This is a genomic window from Sporosarcina sp. NCCP-2222, from assembly GCF_023168145.1.
Classification (GTDB): Bacteria; Bacillota; Bacilli; order Bacillales_A; family Planococcaceae; genus Sporosarcina.
Map to the genome: position 1 here is coordinate 580,058 of NZ_BQYK01000001.1, position 18,907 is coordinate 598,964.

General features: G+C 44.8%; 17 protein-coding genes and 1 other annotated feature (1 of these 18 only partly in view). Of the genes, 7 read left to right on the forward strand and 10 right to left on the reverse strand.

The annotated features are described in order from the left end of the window. Positions 1-200, reverse strand: a binding site (T-box leader) (it extends 13 nt beyond the left edge of the window). A gap of 73 nt (positions 201-273) precedes the next feature. From NCCP2222_RS03020 to NCCP2222_RS03030, 3 genes are all read right to left on the reverse strand, one after another. Continuing rightward, positions 274-924, reverse strand: a complete 651-nt coding sequence (locus NCCP2222_RS03020) for a CoA transferase subunit B (protein ID WP_248509488.1) — start codon at positions 922-924, stop codon at positions 274-276. Positions 925-943: 19 nt separating this feature from the next. Continuing rightward, the gene (locus tag NCCP2222_RS03025) at positions 944-1,630 is read right to left on the reverse strand and encodes a CoA transferase subunit A (protein WP_248509490.1); all 687 of its coding nucleotides are present in this window, start codon (positions 1,628-1,630) and stop codon (positions 944-946) included. Positions 1,631-1,751: 121 nt separating this feature from the next. Beyond that, positions 1,752-2,936: an MDR family MFS transporter gene (locus NCCP2222_RS03030; RefSeq protein ID WP_248509492.1), complete on the reverse strand. Its 1,185-nt coding sequence runs from the start codon at positions 2,934-2,936 to the stop codon at positions 1,752-1,754. A gap of 203 nt (positions 2,937-3,139) precedes the next feature. Here NCCP2222_RS03030 and mnmL point away from each other — a divergent pair, with 203 nt between their 5' ends. Both mnmL and mnmM read left to right on the forward strand, forming a co-directional pair. Further along, complete coding sequence (gene mnmL / locus NCCP2222_RS03035; RefSeq protein WP_248509494.1) at positions 3,140-4,099, forward strand: tRNA modification radical SAM protein MnmL/YtqA; 960 nt, start codon at positions 3,140-3,142, stop codon at positions 4,097-4,099. Then, positions 4,096-4,701: a tRNA 5-(aminomethyl)-2-thiouridylate-methyltransferase MnmM gene (gene mnmM / locus NCCP2222_RS03040; RefSeq protein WP_248509497.1), complete on the forward strand. Its 606-nt coding sequence runs from the start codon at positions 4,096-4,098 to the stop codon at positions 4,699-4,701. The genes mnmL and mnmM overlap by 4 nt, the downstream gene beginning before the upstream one ends. 42 nt (positions 4,702-4,743) lie before the next feature. Here mnmM and NCCP2222_RS03045 read toward each other — a convergent pair whose 3' ends face one another. From NCCP2222_RS03045 to NCCP2222_RS03055, 3 genes are all read right to left on the reverse strand, one after another. Then, positions 4,744-5,466, reverse strand: a complete 723-nt coding sequence (locus tag NCCP2222_RS03045) for an SDR family NAD(P)-dependent oxidoreductase (RefSeq protein ID WP_248509499.1) — start codon at positions 5,464-5,466, stop codon at positions 4,744-4,746. Between the two features lies 1 nt (position 5,467). Continuing rightward, a complete protein-coding gene (locus tag NCCP2222_RS03050; protein WP_248509501.1) occupies positions 5,468-6,019 on the reverse strand; it encodes a DUF4825 domain-containing protein in 552 nt (183 codons plus the stop codon). A 200-nt stretch (positions 6,020-6,219) separates the two neighbouring features. After that, the gene (locus NCCP2222_RS03055; RefSeq protein ID WP_375709157.1) at positions 6,220-6,810 is read right to left on the reverse strand and encodes a 3D domain-containing protein; all 591 of its coding nucleotides are present in this window, start codon (positions 6,808-6,810) and stop codon (positions 6,220-6,222) included. A 128-nt stretch (positions 6,811-6,938) separates the two neighbouring features. Here NCCP2222_RS03055 and NCCP2222_RS03060 point away from each other — a divergent pair, with 128 nt between their 5' ends. Continuing rightward, complete coding sequence (locus NCCP2222_RS03060; RefSeq protein ID WP_248509504.1) at positions 6,939-7,445, forward strand: GNAT family N-acetyltransferase; 507 nt, start codon at positions 6,939-6,941, stop codon at positions 7,443-7,445. Positions 7,446-7,525: 80 nt separating this feature from the next. Then, positions 7,526-8,185, forward strand: coding sequence for a GntR family transcriptional regulator (locus tag NCCP2222_RS03065; RefSeq protein ID WP_248509505.1), 660 nt, complete (start codon positions 7,526-7,528; stop codon positions 8,183-8,185). 80 nt (positions 8,186-8,265) lie between these two features. Here NCCP2222_RS03065 and NCCP2222_RS03070 read toward each other — a convergent pair whose 3' ends face one another. The 4 genes from NCCP2222_RS03070 to NCCP2222_RS03085 all read right to left on the reverse strand — a co-directional run bounded on the left by NCCP2222_RS03070 (position 8,266) and on the right by NCCP2222_RS03085 (position 16,010). Then, positions 8,266-9,693, reverse strand: coding sequence for a carbon starvation CstA family protein (locus NCCP2222_RS03070; protein ID WP_248509506.1), 1,428 nt, complete (start codon positions 9,691-9,693; stop codon positions 8,266-8,268). A gap of 534 nt (positions 9,694-10,227) precedes the next feature. Further along, positions 10,228-11,574, reverse strand: coding sequence for a branched-chain amino acid transport system II carrier protein (brnQ, locus tag NCCP2222_RS03075; RefSeq protein WP_248509507.1), 1,347 nt, complete (start codon positions 11,572-11,574; stop codon positions 10,228-10,230). Positions 11,575-11,782: 208 nt separating this feature from the next. Beyond that, a complete protein-coding gene (locus tag NCCP2222_RS03080) occupies positions 11,783-14,863 on the reverse strand; it encodes an AAA family ATPase (protein ID WP_248509508.1) in 3,081 nt (1,026 codons plus the stop codon). Between the two features lies 1 nt (position 14,864). Then, positions 14,865-16,010 carry an exonuclease SbcCD subunit D gene (locus NCCP2222_RS03085; protein ID WP_248509509.1) on the reverse strand — a complete coding sequence of 382 codons (1,146 nt, stop codon included), beginning with the start codon at positions 16,008-16,010 and terminating at the stop codon, positions 14,865-14,867. Positions 16,011-16,305: 295 nt separating this feature from the next. Between NCCP2222_RS03085 and NCCP2222_RS03090 the strand changes: the two genes are divergently transcribed. Genes NCCP2222_RS03090 through NCCP2222_RS03100 form a run of 3 tightly spaced genes read left to right on the forward strand, consistent with a single transcriptional unit; the run spans position 16,306 to position 18,871 of the window. Then, on the forward strand, positions 16,306-17,049 hold the full coding sequence (locus NCCP2222_RS03090; RefSeq protein ID WP_248509511.1) for a metal ABC transporter ATP-binding protein: 744 nt from the start codon (positions 16,306-16,308) through the stop codon (positions 17,047-17,049). Beyond that, entirely contained in the window at positions 17,049-17,903 is an 855-nt protein-coding gene (locus NCCP2222_RS03095) for a metal ABC transporter permease (protein ID WP_248509786.1), read from the forward strand. The genes NCCP2222_RS03090 and NCCP2222_RS03095 overlap by 1 nt, the downstream gene beginning before the upstream one ends. 29 nt (positions 17,904-17,932) lie before the next feature. After that, a complete protein-coding gene (locus tag NCCP2222_RS03100; protein ID WP_248509513.1) occupies positions 17,933-18,871 on the forward strand; it encodes a metal ABC transporter solute-binding protein, Zn/Mn family in 939 nt (312 codons plus the stop codon). Positions 18,872-18,907: the final 36 nt, after the last annotated feature.

Genomic DNA, 18,907 nt, shown 5'->3' on the forward strand with positions numbered 1-18,907 from the left:
GTATTTTCTCCCGCGGTGCCACCCAAATTAGCAGATTACTCTGCTCAGCTTGATCCGTAACGAGGAAAACGGCACCGGCTAGTTTACATTCACCGATACGGGCTCTAAGGCGAGTTCATCCTTGCGTCGTACAGGCTTGCACCAACCGCCTGCTCTCTAAAACGACCTTCCAGATTACTACTCCTTGTCATAGCCGACACTATTTAGAGTTAGTTTATTGTAGTGTACCCTACTATGTTACAAAATACAACAACTGAATTCAGCCTGGGGGTTTTACCGCAATCCATCCGCCACACGCAAATCCGCTTCCGTCGAGCCGATCACTTCATCAACCGTGAAACCTTCAAATACTTCTTGTAACACAAGCCCTTCTGGTGTCACTTCAATTAGGGCACGTTCCGTAATGATTTTATGGACTACACCTTTTCCTGTAAGAGGCAGCGTACATTCCTTTTTTATTTTCGCAGATCCATCCTTCGCCACATGATCCATGATGACGATGATCTTTTTGGCGCCATGGACGAGATCCATCGCTCCGCCCATCCCTTTGATCATCTTGCCCGGTATCATCCAATTGGCGAGGTCCCCTGTTTCTGAAACTTCCATGCCACCGAGGATCGCTACATCCACATGTCCTCCGCGAATCATCGCAAACGATTCGGCGCTATTAAAGAATGCTGAACCAGGTATGGTCGTTACTGTTTCCTTCCCAGCATTGATCAAATCCGGATCCACTTCATCTTCAGTCGGATAGGGCCCGATGCCCAACAGTCCATTTTCCGACTGCAGCACAACGGTTTTATCCGGCGAAATATAATTTGCTACTAGCGTCGGCATGCCAATGCCTAAATTGACGTAATCTCCATCGTTAATTTCTTTCTCAGCCCGTCTTGCGATACGCTCCCTGAAATTGACTTTAGTCATAACCGCCAGTCCCCCTTTTTCATCGAGTCGTCAAACGCTCAATCCGTTTTTCCTGCTTCGCCTGGAGCAGCCCCTGCACATAGATGCTCGGTGTATGAATTGCTGCAGGATCCAGCTCTCCAGCTTCCACGATCTCTTCCACTTCAGCAATCGTGAATGTACCGGCAGCCGCCATCATCGGATTAAAGTTCTGGGCTGTCTTGTTGTAAATTAAATTTCCGAACGTGTCGGCTTTTGCAGCTCTTACCAATGAAAAGTCTGCCATGAGCGCTTCTTCCAACACATATTCCTTACCGTCGAAAAGACGTACTTCCTTTCCTTCGGCAACAATAGTTCCAACGCCTGCCGGAGTGTAAAATGCCGGAATTCCGGCACCGCCAGCCCGTATCTTTTCTGCCAAAGTCCCTTGCGGCGTCAATTCTACTTCAATTTCACCAGAGAGGACCTGGCGTTCAAATTCTTTATTTTCTCCCACGTAGGATCCAATCATTTTCCGGATCTGCCTTTCCTTCAGGAGCAGTCCAAGTCCCCAGTCGTCCACTCCGCAGTTATTAGAAATGATGGTCAGATCCTTTACTCCCTTTTCTACCAGTGCTAAAATGAGCTGCTCCGGAATTCCTACAAGACCGAACCCGCCAACCATCAATGTGGAGCCGTCCTCAATACGAGAAACCGCTTCCATAGCAGTCGTGTAAATTGGTTTCATTCAACATCCCCCTTTGTTTGAAAACGATAATTTACAATACCTCTCATAATCTATTAAAACAAACTATTTTATCTGTTGCAATTTATGTGGAAATGAAAGCATAAAGAAAAACCGGCAACCTTTACGGTTGTTCCGGTTTTGTCTGTTGACCTTTAAGGGGTTTATCGTAAAGTAGTGTCGTCACAATGGATATGCTCATAAACGCAGTTAAGATGAGCAACATCGCTTTCATTCCATACAGTCCAACGAGGACACCGCCGGCAAACGGGCCGATCATCCGTCCTATCGTAGCTGTTGAGTTGACGATTCCTTGGTAAAAACCATCCTTCCCTTTCGGCGCCAATTGACTCGCAAGCGTAGGAATAGCCGGCCAGACAATCATTTCTCCAAACGTTAGGATGACCATGGACGCGATGAACATTTGGAAGGAGCCCGCAAAACTAACCATAATGAACGACCCGATAAATATGAGTGTTCCGATGATCATCTGTGCTTTCAGCTGATGCTCCAACCGCTTGATCAATGGCCGGATGAGCGGTTGGCCTAAGACAATCAAAAGACCGTTAACCGTCCAAATTAAACTGTACTCCCTAAGCGTGACACCGAGGGACAACGCATGAGTTGAAATCGTAGTCGACCATTGGGAGTAAACAAGCCATGTCAGCAAATAACCAGTCGTCAAGATGAGCAGCGCGTAGAATGGGGCTTTCTTCTTGATTGGTGAAGTTTCCCTAAATACATCGGTGTGTCGGTCCGGTGCGATTCTGAAGTTCTTATAACCGAAATAGGCAATGAACAGGAATAGAATGTAAAAAATCAAATTTGCACCAAAAATATAGTCGATATGGAAAGACGCAACGAGACCGGCTAACGCTGGGCCAATTGCAACACCGACATTTTGTGCAAGATATATAGAGTTAAATGCCTTTCTCCCGCCTTCTGGCCAAACCGTGCCGACCATTGCATACATACTTGGGAAGATGATCCCGCCGCTAAAACCGAGTACAGTCAATAGAATGACATACGGATACCAGTCGTGCCGGAACACGAGCCCGACCAGTGCAAGGACTGAAATCAGTATCCCGCCCATGATCGATTTATATCCGCCGATCCTATCGAATAAATAACCTCCAAGCAAGTTGCCGATTACCCCGGCTCCGGAATTGGCCATGAGCACCAGGCCAGCAACAGCCAGCGACTTCCCTAAGTATTCATGCATATATATCGTATTCAACGGCCACAAAAAGGAGTTGCCGATTACGTTGACAAACATGCCGATAACGAGCAGCCAAACTTTTTTAGGCATATTTCTGCCTCCGTTCTGCCAAAAATATAATTAGAGTTTATTCTTTTTTTAGTAACCAAACAAGCACATCAGTATATGTTCCATAATTCAGATCATAAGGGATGCTTTACTCACACGTTATATCCTATACTCCGGGTTTACCCGATTCACCGAATTCAAGTCCCCATTTATGATACAATTTATCCGTAAGGAGATGAAATGACGTGGATTTGCAAACATTGCCGTTCCCTTCGGAAGGGAAACGTTATCATACATGGTCCAAACATTTAAAGGACAAATTCGGATTTAAAGTATTTAAGATTTCATTGGACGCAGGCTTTGATTGCCCAAATCGGGATGGCACGGTCGCTTTTGGCGGCTGTACATTTTGCAGTGTGGCCGGATCTGGCGATTTTGCAGGCGACCGGGCAGAACCGATCGATGTCCAGTTTGCAAAGATACGGGATAAAATGCATCAGAAATGGAAGAACGGGAATTACATGGCGTATTTCCAAGCGTATACGAATACGCACGCCCCGCTTCCTGTTCTAAAGGAAAAGTTCGAAGCCGCTCTTGCGCAAGACGATGTGGTTGCACTTTCTATCGCAACCCGTCCGGATTGTTTGCCTGACGACGTAGTTGATTATTTAGCGGAGTTGAATAAAAGAACGTATTTATGGGTGGAATTAGGACTTCAAACAGTCCATGAGAAAACTGCCAGGATTGTAAACCGGGCTCATGACTATCAGACGTACGTGGAAGGTGTAGAAAAGCTAAGAAAGCACGGCATCCAAGTATGCTCTCATATTATCAACGGTCTACCATTAGAAGACTACGATATGATGATGGAGACTGCAAAAGAGGTTGCTAAGCTTGACGTGCAAGGGATTAAAATTCATTTGCTCCATCTGTTAAAAGGCACGCCAATGGTCAAACAGTATGAAAAAGGATTGTTGACATTCCTTGAAAAAGACGACTATATCCAACTCGTGGTTGACCAGCTTGAAATCCTTCCACCCGAAATGATCATCCACCGAATTACAGGCGACGGACCGATCGATTTGATGATTGGCCCAATGTGGAGCGCAACGAAATGGGACGTGCTCAACGGGATCGATAAAGAGCTTGAGAGGCGGAACAGCTGGCAAGGAAAATTTTATTCTAAGGTGGTAGAGACGTTGTGAGCAGTTCGATTTTATTGCATCGTGTTCTTCCGTTTTCAAAGCGGTTGATTGAAAAAACAGTGGAGCCAGGCGAAACAGTCGTCGATGCCACAGCGGGGAATGGCAATGACACGCTCTTTCTAGCCGAACTAGTCGGTCAAGAGGGGCATGTGTATGCTTTCGATATCCAGCAAGCCGCACTTGATGCGACAAAGAACCGGCTAGGAGAGCTACATAACCGGGTTACATTGCTTTTGGACAGCCATGCGAATGTCGACCAACATGTTAACCAACCGATTGGCGGCGCAATGTTCAACTTAGGTTACTTGCCCTATAGTGAGGACTTGTCTATCATTACAAAAGCCGAGTCTACGATTGAAGCAGTCCGCAAACTGCTAGGGTTGTTGAAAGTAGGCGGGATCATTACCATTTCGGTATATGATGGGCATACAGGCGGCAAGGAGGAGCGGGATGCCCTGCTCACCTTTGTAAAAAAAATACACCAGGCCGATGTCCATGTCATTCGGTACGAGCTGATAAACCAACGAAAAAATCCTCCATTTTTAATTGCACTTGAAAAAGTGAAAGACTTTCAAACCGTCCGTCTCATTGAAGAAGCATGAAAAAAGCGCCATCTGAGAAATACTCAGACTGGCGCTTTCCCTTTACAATTGTCGCAAATCCAAAATCGGCCCGCCCGCTTCCTTGAAATTAGTCTCCATGAAAGCGATCAATTTCTGCGCTGTCTCTTCCGCACTGCTCAATTTTCCTTCTTCTTTGTAGTTGATGAACCGATCCAGCAACGGGAAGTCAGCCGCCTCACTTGAGCGAATCGTCTCCTGCATACCCGTATCAATAATTCCCGGTGCAATGGAAGCGATTTGAACGGGGTTTTCGACAGACTGCTGCTCAAGCTCCACAACACGAGAGAAGTGGTCAAGTCCCGCTTTTGTCGTGCAATAGACCCCCCAGCCTTCATAAGGATTTCTGCCAGCTCCGGAAGAGATGTTTACAATCTTTTTCGCACCTTTGAAATTAGCCAGTCGGGAAATGAACGTATTCGCAAGAATCATTGGCGCTGTCAAATTGACAGTGATTGCCTTACTGATCATCTCCGGCTCGATTTTCCCCGCCAATCCGATTGGATCGACTATGCCTGCATTGTTCACAAGTGTGAAAGATGTTGCGGTTTCCAAGTACTGCTCAATGATTTCGTTCATCACATTAGGCAATAAAGTCGTTTCTGCCAAATCGACTTCTACAAAATTATCTTTTAAGCCTGGATTTGTTCTGGCCAATCCAATCACTTGTTTCCCTTGCCGCTCCAACTGGGCAGCCAGCTCCCCTCCGATTCCTTTTGATGCTCCGGTAATAATGACGATGTCCATATTACGACTTCCCCTCCTGATAGGAATGCAGCCAATCCTCCTGCTCTCCGTTTTTCAGCTTTTGTTGGACTTGCTTCTTAAATTCCTCCGGATCCTTTAAATGTTCCCACTCGGAACCGAACCAATTTTCAACGCGATTCCTCGTCGTTATAAATGAAGTATCCAAAAATTTCATCTCAATTTGATCTAAGTTGTGAATGAGCAAAAAAGCAGCCGTCGAATTATACAGAAACGCATCTTCTGCTTTGCCCTCAAGTTCCCCTGCATTTACATCATAATTCATGACAAGTGAAAGTCGATCAGAATCCATCTCGAATGTTCCTTTGTAATCATTCAAGGGCAGAGATTGAAATAATTTCCCTACATTCGAGGCGTTCCACATGTAAGGATTGTCATATTGCAGCACTTGGGAAAAATCATGCTGAAGCGGATCCTGCTGCAGTTTCTCTTCGCCAACTTTCGATTTAGCAGGTATTTCCACATAGGCAATCCAAATGTACAGCGGAATCGCAAGAAGCACAATCAACCCAATCAGCATTCTCCTTTTGTCCATCTAACCACTTCTCCCCCATTTGTTTTCTTCAGTCTATCATTCTGGACATAAAAAAGCATTCTACTTTGACAGTATCTAATCTTGAAGAAAACAGCTTACTGAGACGATGCTGCCAAAGAAGAGGAACAATGTACCTCCTCGATCAAACGAAAAAACTGCCTAGAAAGTCAGTTCCGCTGACATTCTGGACAGTTCCATTTTTACTCAAGTATTTTGATTTTGACGTTCTTTCTTCCCCAATCATATGCCTCACTCTTGGAAGAAAAGAACACATCGATTTTATTTCCTTTAATTGCACTTCCTGTGTCCCCGGCAATTGCATATCCATACCCTTCCACATGCACTTTTGTGCCTAGAGGGATTACTTTTGGATCGACTGCGATCACTTTGACATCGGGATTTTTCTTCAAATTAATGCCCGTGGAAGTGATTCCGCTGCAGCCATTGCAATTCGCAGTGTATGCACTGGCAGAGACGGTGAATTCTTTGACGACATTGTCTGTATTAGATCGTGATGGTGTTTTCTTGGAAGATGCTACGTCCTTTTTAGTAGTTTGGTTGGCGGCAACCTTCTTCGGATTCACTACGTGTAATTTTTGCTTTGGGTGAATGGTATTGGATTTTAACCCGTTCCACGATTTTAATTCTTTAACTGAAACGTGGTGGGTTTTCGCTATTTTAAAAAGCGAATCTCCTTGTTTGACCGTATACTTTGAAGAAGCTGCAAAACTTTCAGACGTTCCGCCAATCAAAAGTGTTACTGCAAAAATAAGCGTCACAATTCGTTTTATCAAGTTTTCTACTCCTTGCGTTTTAGTCTACAATTAGATTAACAGGCTCATATTACAGCCACGTTACAAAATGGCGCAATTATTATTACATTTCTAATCAGAATATTACAAACGAGAGGACGCTTGTCATGTTGATCAGAAAAGCAGAACTGAGAGATACAGAAGAAATCGCCTCCTTGCTAGTCAAAGCGCAATGGTTTACTTATAAAGAACTCTATAGTGAACCATATATACAGCAGCTAATCGACAAATATTACAACATAAATCGAATTCGTGAGGAAATTTTAGAAGTCAGCGATTCTTGGCATGGTTACTACGTCGCTGTTGAAAAGGGTAAAATTGCAGGTGTCATTGGTGGCGGTTTAGCCTCGGAAGGGGTGGGAGAAATTTATGTCTTCTACATGGAGCCTGACATGAGGGGCAACGGTATCGGCACCCGCCTCTTGGAGTTTTACTCAAAATTGCAGAAACATCGATTTAATGTAATTGAACAACGGGTATCTGTTGCCAAGGGAAACCAGTTTGGCATTCCTTTTTATGAAGCAAGGGGTTTCATTTTCAAAGAAGAGCACATCTCCTATGGTGCTGACGAAGAAGACCAGGAACTATCTCTTCTATACTGCAGAATAATTTAGCACAGTAATATATTGTATACCTTTCCGAGACACACAATTTACGGTATACTTATAACAAATATATGAGGATGGTGATTCAGTTGCCGATACCTTCAAATTACGAAAAGACTTCACGCATGACAGCAAAAGAAGCAGCCTTCACCCAACTGCAACAATGGATCATCGACGGTACATTGCAACCTGGCGAGAAATTAAATGACGTGGAATTGGCTCAGGCCTTAGGCGTCAGCAGAACGCCGATCCGAGAGTCATTGCAATTATTGGAAGTGCAAGGGTTCGTCAAACTATTTCCCGGAAAAGCCACGCAAGTGACAGAGGTTGAGCAGGAGGACATCGTCGATCTGCTTCCGCCACTAGCCGCATTGCAGGCACTTGCAGCAGAACTCGCTGTGCCAAATGTGACTCCCGATGTAATAGAAGAATTGAAAAAGGTGAATGATGATTTCGCGACGGCAGTCCGGGAAGAGGATTATTTCAATGGACTGAAAATTGACGAGACGTTTCACCAAATTATTGTGGATACGGCTGAAAACCCTTACATCACAAACATGGCCGCTTCGTTGCAAGCGCATGTAAGAAGGCTGTTCTTTCACAATTCCATTATCCTCACAGAGCAATCCATTGAGGAACATGAACAAATCATCAAGCTGCTGCTCGAAAAAGATGCAAAAAAAGCGTCTGAAGTCATGAAGGAAAATTGGGTCAGAGCAATTGACGAATTTAAGTCATTGCGTAAATAATACAGGCCATAAAAACGGCAATGGAGAAGTAATAATCTCCCATTGCCGTTTTTCTATTGGACCGACTGTGGTGTCTCTGTTTATCTCTCGAGCACTATTGGAGCTTGTTGTCGGTAATAAAGAATCTTCCGTGCATATTGGATGGCTGCAGCAAGCGTTGCGAGCAAACCGACCACAACGGAAAGCGTGTAATCGAGCGACAGGCCTTCCGGAGCATACAGCCAATACGTGCAAACGACAGCTGTCATGAAGAGGGCTGGAATTCCTGCAATGAAATGCGCTTTCCCTTCTCGCATGAGGAATGAAGCAGCCGTCCACAACATAACAGTAGCAACGATTTGATTGGTCCCTCCTACATATCTCCATAAAAACGAATAGTCGATGGTAGAAAGGTAAAACACAGGGGCACCTAGACTGACAGTAATAACCGCAACGACCCATTTCTTCTCTGGATTAAACCATTTGGACAATGATTCTGTTGCAATCATCCGTGCCGATCGAAGTGCCGTATCACCAGTCGTAATCGGCAAGATGATAACACCAAGTATAGCGAGGATGCCGCCGAATGTTCCGAGCAAGGAAGTGGAGATTTCATTCACAACACCTGCTGGGCCTCCCGCAGCCAATGCCCCCTGCAATCCACCCGTCCCGCCGAAAAATGTCATGCCGGCAGCTGCCCAAATTAGCGCGATCACTCCCTCAGCAATCATGGCGCCGTAGAAAATCTTGCGTCCTTCCGTTTCCTTCTTCATCGTTCTGGAAACAATTGGACTTTGCGTACAGTGAAAACCGGAGATAGCCCCACATGAAATCGTCACCATGAGCAATGGCCATATTGGCAAGTCACTTGGATGCAAATTAGCAAACGTCAAATTTGGAATTTGTTTGGAACCAAAGACGAGAGCAGCTGCAATGGCAACGGCCATGATAATTAAAATAGCGCCGAAAATCGGGTAGATCCGTCCGATGATTTGATTGATCGGCAAGATGGCCGCCAATAAGAAATAACCAAAAATAAGAACGAGACAAAGCCCAAAAGATAGTGGACTAATAGATGAAATAAGCTGCGCCGGGCCTGCTGTAAAGGCAGCCGCCACTAATAGCATCAATACAATGGAAACGATGTTAACCGATTTCCGGACGAATTGCCCCATATATTTTCCGACCAGCGTAGGAAATTGAGCTCCACCATGCTTTAAAGAAAGCATCCCTGAAAAGTAATCATGGACCGCACCTGCGAAAATACAACCGAACACAATCCATAAAAATGCGACAGGACCATACAAGGCACCTGCGACGGCTCCGAAGATCGGGCCAAGTCCAGCAATGTTCAATAATTGGATCAACCAGCCCTTCCACCAGCTCATCGGCACGAAATCGAGTCCGTCCTGTTTTGTATACGCCGGTGTTTGACGGCTGTCGTTCACGACAAATACTTTTTCAATTACCTTTGAATAGACTGCATATCCTGCAAAAAGCAAAAGAAGAGAACATATAAATGTTACCAAACATAACCCCTCCTGTTCTTAATATACAGACTATTATATATAATCCAAACTATAAAACAAGCATTATTCCGAAAAAAGGGTATATTGTTTTAGTCAATCAATGGAAAACGGAATGCATGAGCAAGTTCGCATGAGTATTCATCAAGCGCGGGCAATCGGACAGCTTCAGGAGATTGTCATGATCAACTAGGGGCTACTGTATGATCTTCACTTCTTTACTTGAAGTAGTCATAGGGTGTTGGTTATTTGTAAAAATTAGTTGCATGAGGTTGCCGTATTTATGCGCGGCTACCAGGGCCGTATGCGCGGGTAGCAACTGTTTATGCGCGGCTACCGGGGCCGTTTGCGCGGATAGCAACTGTTTATGCGCGGCTACAAGGGCCGTATGCGCGGGTGGCAACTGTTTATGCGCGGCTACCAGGGCCGTTTGCACAGGTACCCAGACACTTGGCAAGATTTGTTTGATAACGAAAAAAGGCTGTCACAGACAATCAGTTTTCACTGATTTTCTGGACAGCCTATAGCTCAATTGAGTTAATACGCTTTTCTGAATACCTTTACTAGTAATCCTGAAATCAGGATGACTATTACGACAGGCAAAACCCATCCTAAACCGTGGGAGTATAGAGGCAAGGCTTTATCAAGAAATGCAGTCATTTCTTCGAGCCAAGCCGGCCGTGTTGCTTCCAGCGACGCATAGAAGCTTGATATGCCATCCACCAGGCTAATTAAGAACGCAACCGCGGTTGCACTGACATAGACGATTCTTGAATGATCGAACAGCGGTGACAGGAATGTCAGCAACATCAGTACAACGGCCAGTGGATATAAAAACAATAAGACAGGTATGGAATAGGTTATGATGTTATCCAACCCGAAATTGGAGACGATGAAACAGAACAGTGAGAAGATGGTTACATACGCTTTATAGCTAATACGCGGGAAGAGAGAATTAAAGTACTCCCCACATGCCGTCACAAGACCGATGCTCGTTGTCAGGCAAGCCAATATGATAATGACCGCCAGCAAAACTGTTCCAAACGTACCAAAATAGTAGGAGGACGCTTGACTCAAAACCGGGCCGCCTGTTTCAAACAATCCAAACGTTCCTGTAGAGGAAGCTCCCAGGTAGGCGATCCCAATATAGATGATTGCTAAAAACCCTGCAGCAACTACACCTGTTTTGGCAGTCGCTTTCATGATTTCGACATTGTCCGTTACGCCGAGAGCCCGGATGGAATTAATGACAATGATCCCAAATACAAGTGAAGAAAGCACATCCATCGTATTATACCCTTCCAGGAATCCTTTGAAGAATGGGATGGTCTGATAATCGCCATGCGCCGGTTCCATAGGTCCGATTGGGTTAATAAAAGCGACAACCAATAACACTAACAATAGAATAATGATAGCAGGTGACATGATCTTTCCAATGCGATCTACAATTTTACTTGGATTGAGCGAAAGCCAGAATGTCACCCCGAAAAAGACGAGTGTAAAAATGAACAATGCCAGTGTGCCGTAGCCAGATGGAATATACGAAGAGATGCCAATGTCATAGGCCACTGCCCCCGTCCGCGGAGCCGCGAAGAACGGGCCAATCGTTAAATAAAGGACAGACGTAAAGACGATCCCGTAAATTGGATGCACTCTGCTCGCCAGCATTTGCAGATTTTCACTGCCTGAGAAGCCCATCGCCACAATGCCTAAAAACGGCAAACCCACTCCGGTAATGAGAAAGCCCAGAATAGCCGGCCACAAAGATTCTCCGGCATTTTGTCCTAAAGAAGCCGGGAAAATAAGATTACCTGCTCCGAAGAACAGGGCGAACAACATGACGCCGATTAACAGAAATGATGAGAATGATATTTTTTGCTGCAATGAGGTGTTCCCTCCTAAATGTAAGTGTAAGCAACCGTTATGCAATATATCAATGTCCCTCATCATACCGTCCGAACAGCTAAAAAGCAATCATATTTATATTTTAAAATAATATTATCATTTCATACTATTCATTATTTTTTAATTAATAGTAACGTTATTGCATTATACCACTGAAAGACCAGACTGTAGAGAATAAATTAATGAATCATTTAATAAAAAACACTGTTTTACTATATCCTTCCTTCGATTTCGTCACTTCTAATATAGCAGGGAATGCTGCTTTCAGTTCATCCACGTGGGAGATGACACCAATCATTCTCCCTGAACGCTGAAGATCAATTAAGGCATCAATCGCCTTTTGCAGTGATTCCGAATCAAGTGTTCCAAAACCTTCATCGATAAACATCGTTTCAATCGAAACAGAACCTTGGAAGCTCTGAATGACATCGGACATACCAAGCGCGAGACAGAGCGAGGCATTAAATTTCTCGCCTCCCGAGAGTGTTTTGACATCTCTGTTTTGGCCCGTGTACGCATCATAAATATCAAGTCCAAGCCCGCTTTGCTTGCCACGGGCTTCCTGCCTGTCACTGCGGATCAATTCATATTGTCCATTTGACATTTCACGCAGTCGGCTATTGGCTGATGCTACAATCCGTTCTAAATAATCAATTTGGATGAATCGCTCAAATGACAGTTTTAATCTATTTTGTCCGCGCAGCAAATCATAGAGTTCACTGACTTTGCCAATCTTCTTCTCTAGTCCGACGAGGTTGTCTGAAGACTTCAACAGTTGGCCCTTGCTTTCGCTCAGCGCCTTTTCACTTGCGACGGACGCATGATAATTGCCTAATGCCATTTCATATTCCTTTTTCAATTCCTCTGTCATCGCTTCGATTGCCGTTATGTCGCTCTTCGCCTTTCCTTCAACTTGTTGTCTTAACGAAAGGATCATTTCTTTCGTGGCGTGTGCTTTTTGCTTGAATTCTTGAATGGCATTCCGAAGATCTTTTCGTTCCTGTGCTGTCAAGACCGCTTCTTTATAATCCTCCATCGATTGGAATCCTGCTAATTGGAGTGCTCCCTTGAATTGCTTCTCAGCATTCTCTTTTCGGAAATGAAGTTGCTCTAATGCCTGCACGGAAAATTGTTCGGTGGCAGCCGCTTTGGTTAAACGCTCCTTGCTCTCTTCATATCTCTTTTGAACCGCTGAAAATAGTTCGTCAAGTTCCCTCTTGGCTTTCTCCAGTGCAGCAATCTGTTGTTCCAGAAAAGCTGCATCTCGATATTCTGGAGGAACCGATTCAACTAGCTGTTCATACCGGGCTTGCGCTTTCCCCAGAATCGCCTGTTCATCAACCAATTTTCTCTCGGCCGCCTCCTTATCAATTTGGAGATGTTCCTGTTCACCGGTTCCTTTTTTCCATTGTTGTTTCAATGTAGTAAGGGTGGATCTCTTTTGGCGCATTTGATGTAACCGTTCTTCCAGCCCTTTTTGTACAGCAAGAAGCTCGTCATAAGTGGCTTCAATTTTTTGCGCATCCAGCTGGCGCTTTTTCTCTTCCGCCTGCAAACCAACTGCTTCAGATGCAGCGAGTTGATTGCGATACGTCGTTTCGTGCTTCGATAACTTTAACCTTTCCGCTTCCACCAAATCCTTGGATAGTGACAGATTCTCTTCTTGACTGCCCATTTTCGTCGGATGGTGGGTGCTTCCACATACAGGGCAAGGTTTCCCGTCTTGTAGCGTGTGCGCTAAAAGGGAAGCCTGGTTATCGAGCCACCTTTGTTCAAGCAAAAAGAATTCGCGCTTCAATTGATTGAAATAAAGCGCCTGTTCCTCTGCTGCTTGTTTTGCTGCCTCATGCTTCTGGCGTAGCTTTTCGTAATCTGCCATCAACGCAATCTTCGTTTTCAGTTCATTCACTTCATCTACAACTTGCTCGTAATTTTCCACTTCGCGTTCTGTTTTTTCAACTTCATTCGCTAACCGACTCACTTCATTCCGCTTTTCAGTCAAACGGCCGTTAATGCTCGACATATCGGTATGAAGAATTTCCACACTTTTTTTCATGTTATGGAGATCCGCTTGCTTTTCTTTCAATGTGATGACGACCGGTACATACTGCCGCAGTGAGGTCAGCTTCGTTTGAAGACGCTCCCTTTCGTCCTGCCGCTCTTCGATTCTTCCTTTTTCCAATTCAGCAGTTGTAAACGAATCCTTCGCCTGCTCCGCTTCCTTTTTGCTGCGTTCAACCGCTTCCTTTTGCGCAAGCCACTCTTTTTTCAATTCTGCATACTGTAGCTCAATGCCTTCGATGGAGGCCGCTTGTTCTGCCCGTTCCAAACTCCGTTCCTTTTGTTCAAGAATCGGCTGCTTCTCCGCTATCTGCCTAGCCAAGTTTTCCTTTCGTTCCAAGTCATCGAACAGCTGATTAATCATTTTGGCCGCATGGTAACTTGTTTGCACCTCGGTATGCCTCGCATAGGCCTCTTCGTATTTTTTCTGGTTTTCTTTAATTTTATTTCCATAATACACAAGCTCATTATCCAAGCCTTCAACAATTTGATAAATGTTCGGCTGGTCGTTTTCAAGCGAACGGAATAATAAGGAGTCCCGATGCGGAACAGCCGACGGAATTCGGCGGATCAATCCATCAAACGATTGCCGCTCCCGTTCCCATTCCACCTTTAAATCATCCCTTTGCACCTTCAGCCGATCGACAAGCTGACGATAAGGTTCTGTTTTGAAAATCTTTCGGAGAATGGCTTCTTTATTATCCGTATCTGAAGTAAGAAACTTCCGAAATTCTCCTTGCGGCAGCATGATGATCTGACTGAATTGCGCATACGTAAAACCAATGAGACTTTCAATCTTTTGATTGATTTCTGTAACGATTTGCCTGTCGACAGCAGGAATCTCTCCATTGTTCGTTACTTCTACTAACTCACATCTGCCAGATGTTTCCGACTTATTTCCTGCTTTCGTATATGGGATTTGACGGAGAACACGAAACTGGCGACCACGCACTTCAAAAACAAGTTCTACCCCCGTTTGGACAGAATCGTCAGCGAAATCGCTGCGCATCGCACGGCTGTCTGTCCTGTCTTCGCCACTCGCCAGTCCATACAAGGCATAGCATATCCCATCAAAGATCGTCGTCTTGCCCGCACCAGTCGCCCCTGATATGACAAATAGACGATGGCTGTCCAACTCCGTAAAATCGATAATTTCCGTTGCTTTATATGGACCGAAGGCGGTCATGCTCAATTTGATCGGCCTCATGTTACGCTTCCTCCTTATTCATCACATCATGCAATAGGTTAGACAGGATGGAGAGCGTTTCCTCATCTGCCTCTACCTCTTTCATCTCAGCATAGAACACACGGAAAAGATCCAGATCACTTGGCTTCGTATGCATTTCCGCAGATCTATTTTCTATAGTAGCTGCCAGTTTCGGCAGCGCTCTCTCTATATGCATGGCATTCGGATAGACAGAGCGGACCTTTTCCATCGGATACAAGACAGGCGTATCGTCCTGAAGCTGAATGAAGACGAAATCCTCGCTCGGTTCGTGCCGCAATATTTCATCCATCGTTCCTTTGACTGTCCGCAAATCCTTATCGGGAATCAATTCCCTTTTTTCCACTGTCACTTGGCCCTCACCGTCCATGTCGACGATGTAAAACCCTTTTACATGATGCTCTTCTGAAATTGAATATTTCATTGGCGAACCGGCATATCTGATCTTTTCCTGCCCGACAAAATGAGCTTGATGTAAATGGCCAAGAGCCGTATAGTGAAATGGCTTAAATAGTTCTGCTGAAACATATTCAGCCCCGCCTATGGAGAGCGGCCTTTCCGAATCACTTGTATTCTCCGCTTCTTCCCCACCTGGTGTCACAAATGCATGTCCAATTAATACATGGCGCGCATCTGGCGCAAGGTGGAGCTCTTCAATAATCCTTTTCATGGCACTATGGAAGTCCCGTATCGTATCGTCTTCATAAAAATGTCTGCACACAGAAGGATCCACGAATGGCACAGGATGAAAATAAACCTCTCCATCAGCATCTTTCAATACAAATGGTGTCGTCTGCTTCGCAAGACGCCCAACTATGTAGAGACCATTTTTCCGCAACAGGTCGCTTCCAAAATGAAGTCGGCTTGGGCTGTCATGGTTACCCGCGACCGCAATGACTGGCGTATGCAGCTCCATCACGATTTCCTGCAGCACTTCGTCTAATAGATTCACAGCTTCTGTCGGCGGTACAGCCCGATCATATAAATCACCCGCAATAATGACGGCATCAGGCTTTTCTTTTTTTATCGCATCTACGAATTGTCGTAATATAAAACGCTGTCCGTCTGTCATATAGACACCTTGAACAAGTTTGCCAAGATGCCAATCCGCTGTATGGAAAAACTTCATTCTGCCTCTCCCCCGATTCTAGTTCTCCTTTTATTTTACAGTACTTTCTTGTGATAGCCATAGCAATCCAAAGTGAGGGAAATTGAAAAAGTTATGGAACTATATAAAACTGTCCAAGAAAAAAGACTTTACTCTGAATCTAAGATATACTATACTGGCATAAGTTGCTCTAGGGAAACTTTGATGGTAGTGTTCATTTATCACCTCTAAAAGCATATATTCAACCGCATATCGAACTACTTTTTTTAACCTGAAAGTTGCACAAGGGAAAGTTGGATTGATTGGAGTGAAAAACATGAAAGACCAATTACGCGTCCATGACGTATCCGTATCGTATTATGGAAATCCCGTGTTGGTGGATGTGTCCTTCACATTCACATCAGGGAATCTCATCGGCATATTGGGCCCAAATGGCGCCGGCAAATCAACATTGATGAAAGCAATGCTCAGTCTAATACCAAATGACAAAGGTTCAGTTGAAATCAACGGGAAACCGATTAAAGAGGTCCGTAAGCAAATCGCTTATGTTCCGCAAAGATCCAATATCGACTGGAACTTTCCGATCACTGTGAAGGATACCGTCCTGTTAGGAACGTATCCTAAGCTCGGTCTTTTCCACAGACCGAAAAAAGAACATAAGGAATGGGCGATGCAATGTCTGGAACAGGTAGGCATGGCGGATTTTGCGAATCAGCAAATCGGGGAACTTTCGGGAGGACAGCAACAGCGGGTATTCCTAGCACGGGCCCTTGCACAACAAGCAGACATTTTCTTCCTCGATGAACCTTTCGTCGGCATTGACGTATCAAGTGAAGAAGTAATCATCGGCATATTAAAACGGCTTCGCGATGAGGGAAAACTCGTGTTTGTCGTTCATCACGACTTGACGAAGGTGAAACAATACTTTGACGAGCTTGTATTGATCAATAAAAACTTGATTGCTGCCGGACCGGTTCAAGAAGTTTTCACGACGGAAAATATGACGAGAGCGTATCAGCGTCCATTTTCAATGGTCGAAGGATCGGAGGTACCTTTATGATCGAATTCATACATGATTTGCAAACGTATGCGTTTTTACAAAAAGCTTTTACGACATCGATTATGGTTGGCGTTATCTGCGGCGTTATCGGAAGCTTCATCGTCCTGCGGGGCATGGCGTTGATGGGCGATGCGATTTCACATGCGATCTTGCCGGGCGTGGCTATTTCCTATATGCTCGGCATCAATTATTTCTACGGCGCCGTATTGACAGGCGTGTTAACAGCGTTCGGAATCGGCGCTATCACGCAAAACAGCCGAATAAAAAGTGATTCATCGATCGGACTCGTCTTTTCTGCTTTTTTTGCTCTTGGCATCATTTTAATCAACCGGGCTAAGAGCGCTACCGATTTGACACAAATCCTTTTCGGCAATGTACTTGCCGTCCGCAACTCGGATATGTGGCTGACATTGGCAATCGGCGGTCTGGTCTTGTTGGTCGTCATCATTTTCTATAAGGAATTGCTCATTTCCAGTTTTGACGAGACGATGGCAGCGGCTTATGGATTACCGACACGGCTTATCCATTACGCAATCATGTTCCTGCTGACTTTAGTTACTGTCGCATCCTTGCAGACAGTCGGTGTCATTTTGGTCGTATCTCTGCTGATCACACCAGCATCCACGGCTTATCTAATGACGAACCGCCTCTCAGTTATGGTCGTCCTGTCAGCCATTTTCGGTGCCCTGTCTGCCGTAATCGGCCTGTATTTCAGTTTTCTTTACAACATGCCATCGGGTCCTGTCATTGCACTCGTAACAACTGCCCTGTTCGTCCTGGCTTTCCTTTTTTCACCGAAGCAGGGGTTACTAGTAAGAAAACTGAAGTCCGCAAACAGAAAAAGATATGCATAATATTTTCGACATAAGGAAGGAGATTACAAATGAAACGATTGATACAATGGATCAGTTTAACCTTAGTTGCCTCCATATTACTTTCCGCATGTGGAACTGAAAAAGATAACACTAAGGATCCTAATGCGCCTTTGAAAGTTGTTACATCCTTTACCATCATCGCTGATATGGCAAGTGAAATCGGCGGCGATCTCGTAGAAGTCCATAACTTAGTGCCAACTGGAACCGATCCGCATGAATATGAACCATTGCCTAATGATATTAAGGCAGCTACAGATGCAGACTTGTTATTTTACAATGGTCTGAACCTGGAGGGGGGCAAAAAGGGCTGGTTTTTCAAAATGATCGACACGGTTCAACAAAACGAAGAAAATGTTATCAGCCTAACAGAGCGTGTAGAACCAATGTATCTGACGAATGAAGATGGTAGAGAGGAAGAAATTAATCCGCATGCCTTCATCGATCCAGCAGTCGGCATTAAAATGGCTGAAGATCTCCGAGATGCGCTCGTTAAAAAACATCCTGCCAAAAGCGAAGAAATCCAAAAGCGCGGGGACGAATATGTGGAGCGTTTGAAAGCGATTGATCAGGAGTATGAAGAACGAATTCAAGACATTCCGGAAGACAAGAGAACCCTCGTTACGAGTGAGCGTGCGTTCCAATATATGACGTCTCATTACGGCTTGAGGGAAGCGTATATTTGGGAGATCGACACTGAGGAAAACGGTTCCCCTGCCCAAATCAAATCACTGGTGAATTTTATTCGTGAACATCAAGTCCCTGTACTCTTCATTGAATCTAATGTGGATCCAAGGCCGATGGAAACCGTAGCTGCTGAAACGGATGTGCGCATCGCAGAAAAACGAATCTATTCCGATGAAATCGGTCAGCCTGGCGATGAAGTCGACACATATGTAAAATATTTGAACTATAATATTAACCTCATTCATGATGAACTGAGCAAATAACAACAATACCCGCATACAGCCTCATGGGCGCGTATG

Coding starts and splice junctions, on each gene's coding strand:
- NCCP2222_RS03020 (WP_248509488.1), bottom strand. CDS start 924: ATGACTAAAGTCAATTTCAGGGAGCGTATCGCAAGACGGGCTGAGAAA.
- NCCP2222_RS03025 (WP_248509490.1), bottom strand. CDS start 1,630: ATGAAACCAATTTACACGACTGCTATGGAAGCGGTTTCTCGTATTGAG.
- NCCP2222_RS03030 (WP_248509492.1), bottom strand. CDS start 2,936: ATGCCTAAAAAAGTTTGGCTGCTCGTTATCGGCATGTTTGTCAACGTA.
- NCCP2222_RS03045 (WP_248509499.1), bottom strand. CDS start 5,466: ATGGACATCGTCATTATTACCGGAGCATCAAAAGGAATCGGAGGGGAG.
- NCCP2222_RS03050 (WP_248509501.1), bottom strand. CDS start 6,019: ATGGACAAAAGGAGAATGCTGATTGGGTTGATTGTGCTTCTTGCGATT.
- NCCP2222_RS03060 (WP_248509504.1), top strand. CDS start 6,939: ATGTTGATCAGAAAAGCAGAACTGAGAGATACAGAAGAAATCGCCTCC.
- NCCP2222_RS03080 (WP_248509508.1), bottom strand. CDS start 14,863: ATGAGGCCGATCAAATTGAGCATGACCGCCTTCGGTCCATATAAAGCA.
- NCCP2222_RS03085 (WP_248509509.1), bottom strand. CDS start 16,010: ATGAAGTTTTTCCATACAGCGGATTGGCATCTTGGCAAACTTGTTCAA.
- NCCP2222_RS03090 (WP_248509511.1), top strand. CDS start 16,306: ATGAAAGACCAATTACGCGTCCATGACGTATCCGTATCGTATTATGGA.
- NCCP2222_RS03100 (WP_248509513.1), top strand. CDS start 17,933: ATGAAACGATTGATACAATGGATCAGTTTAACCTTAGTTGCCTCCATA.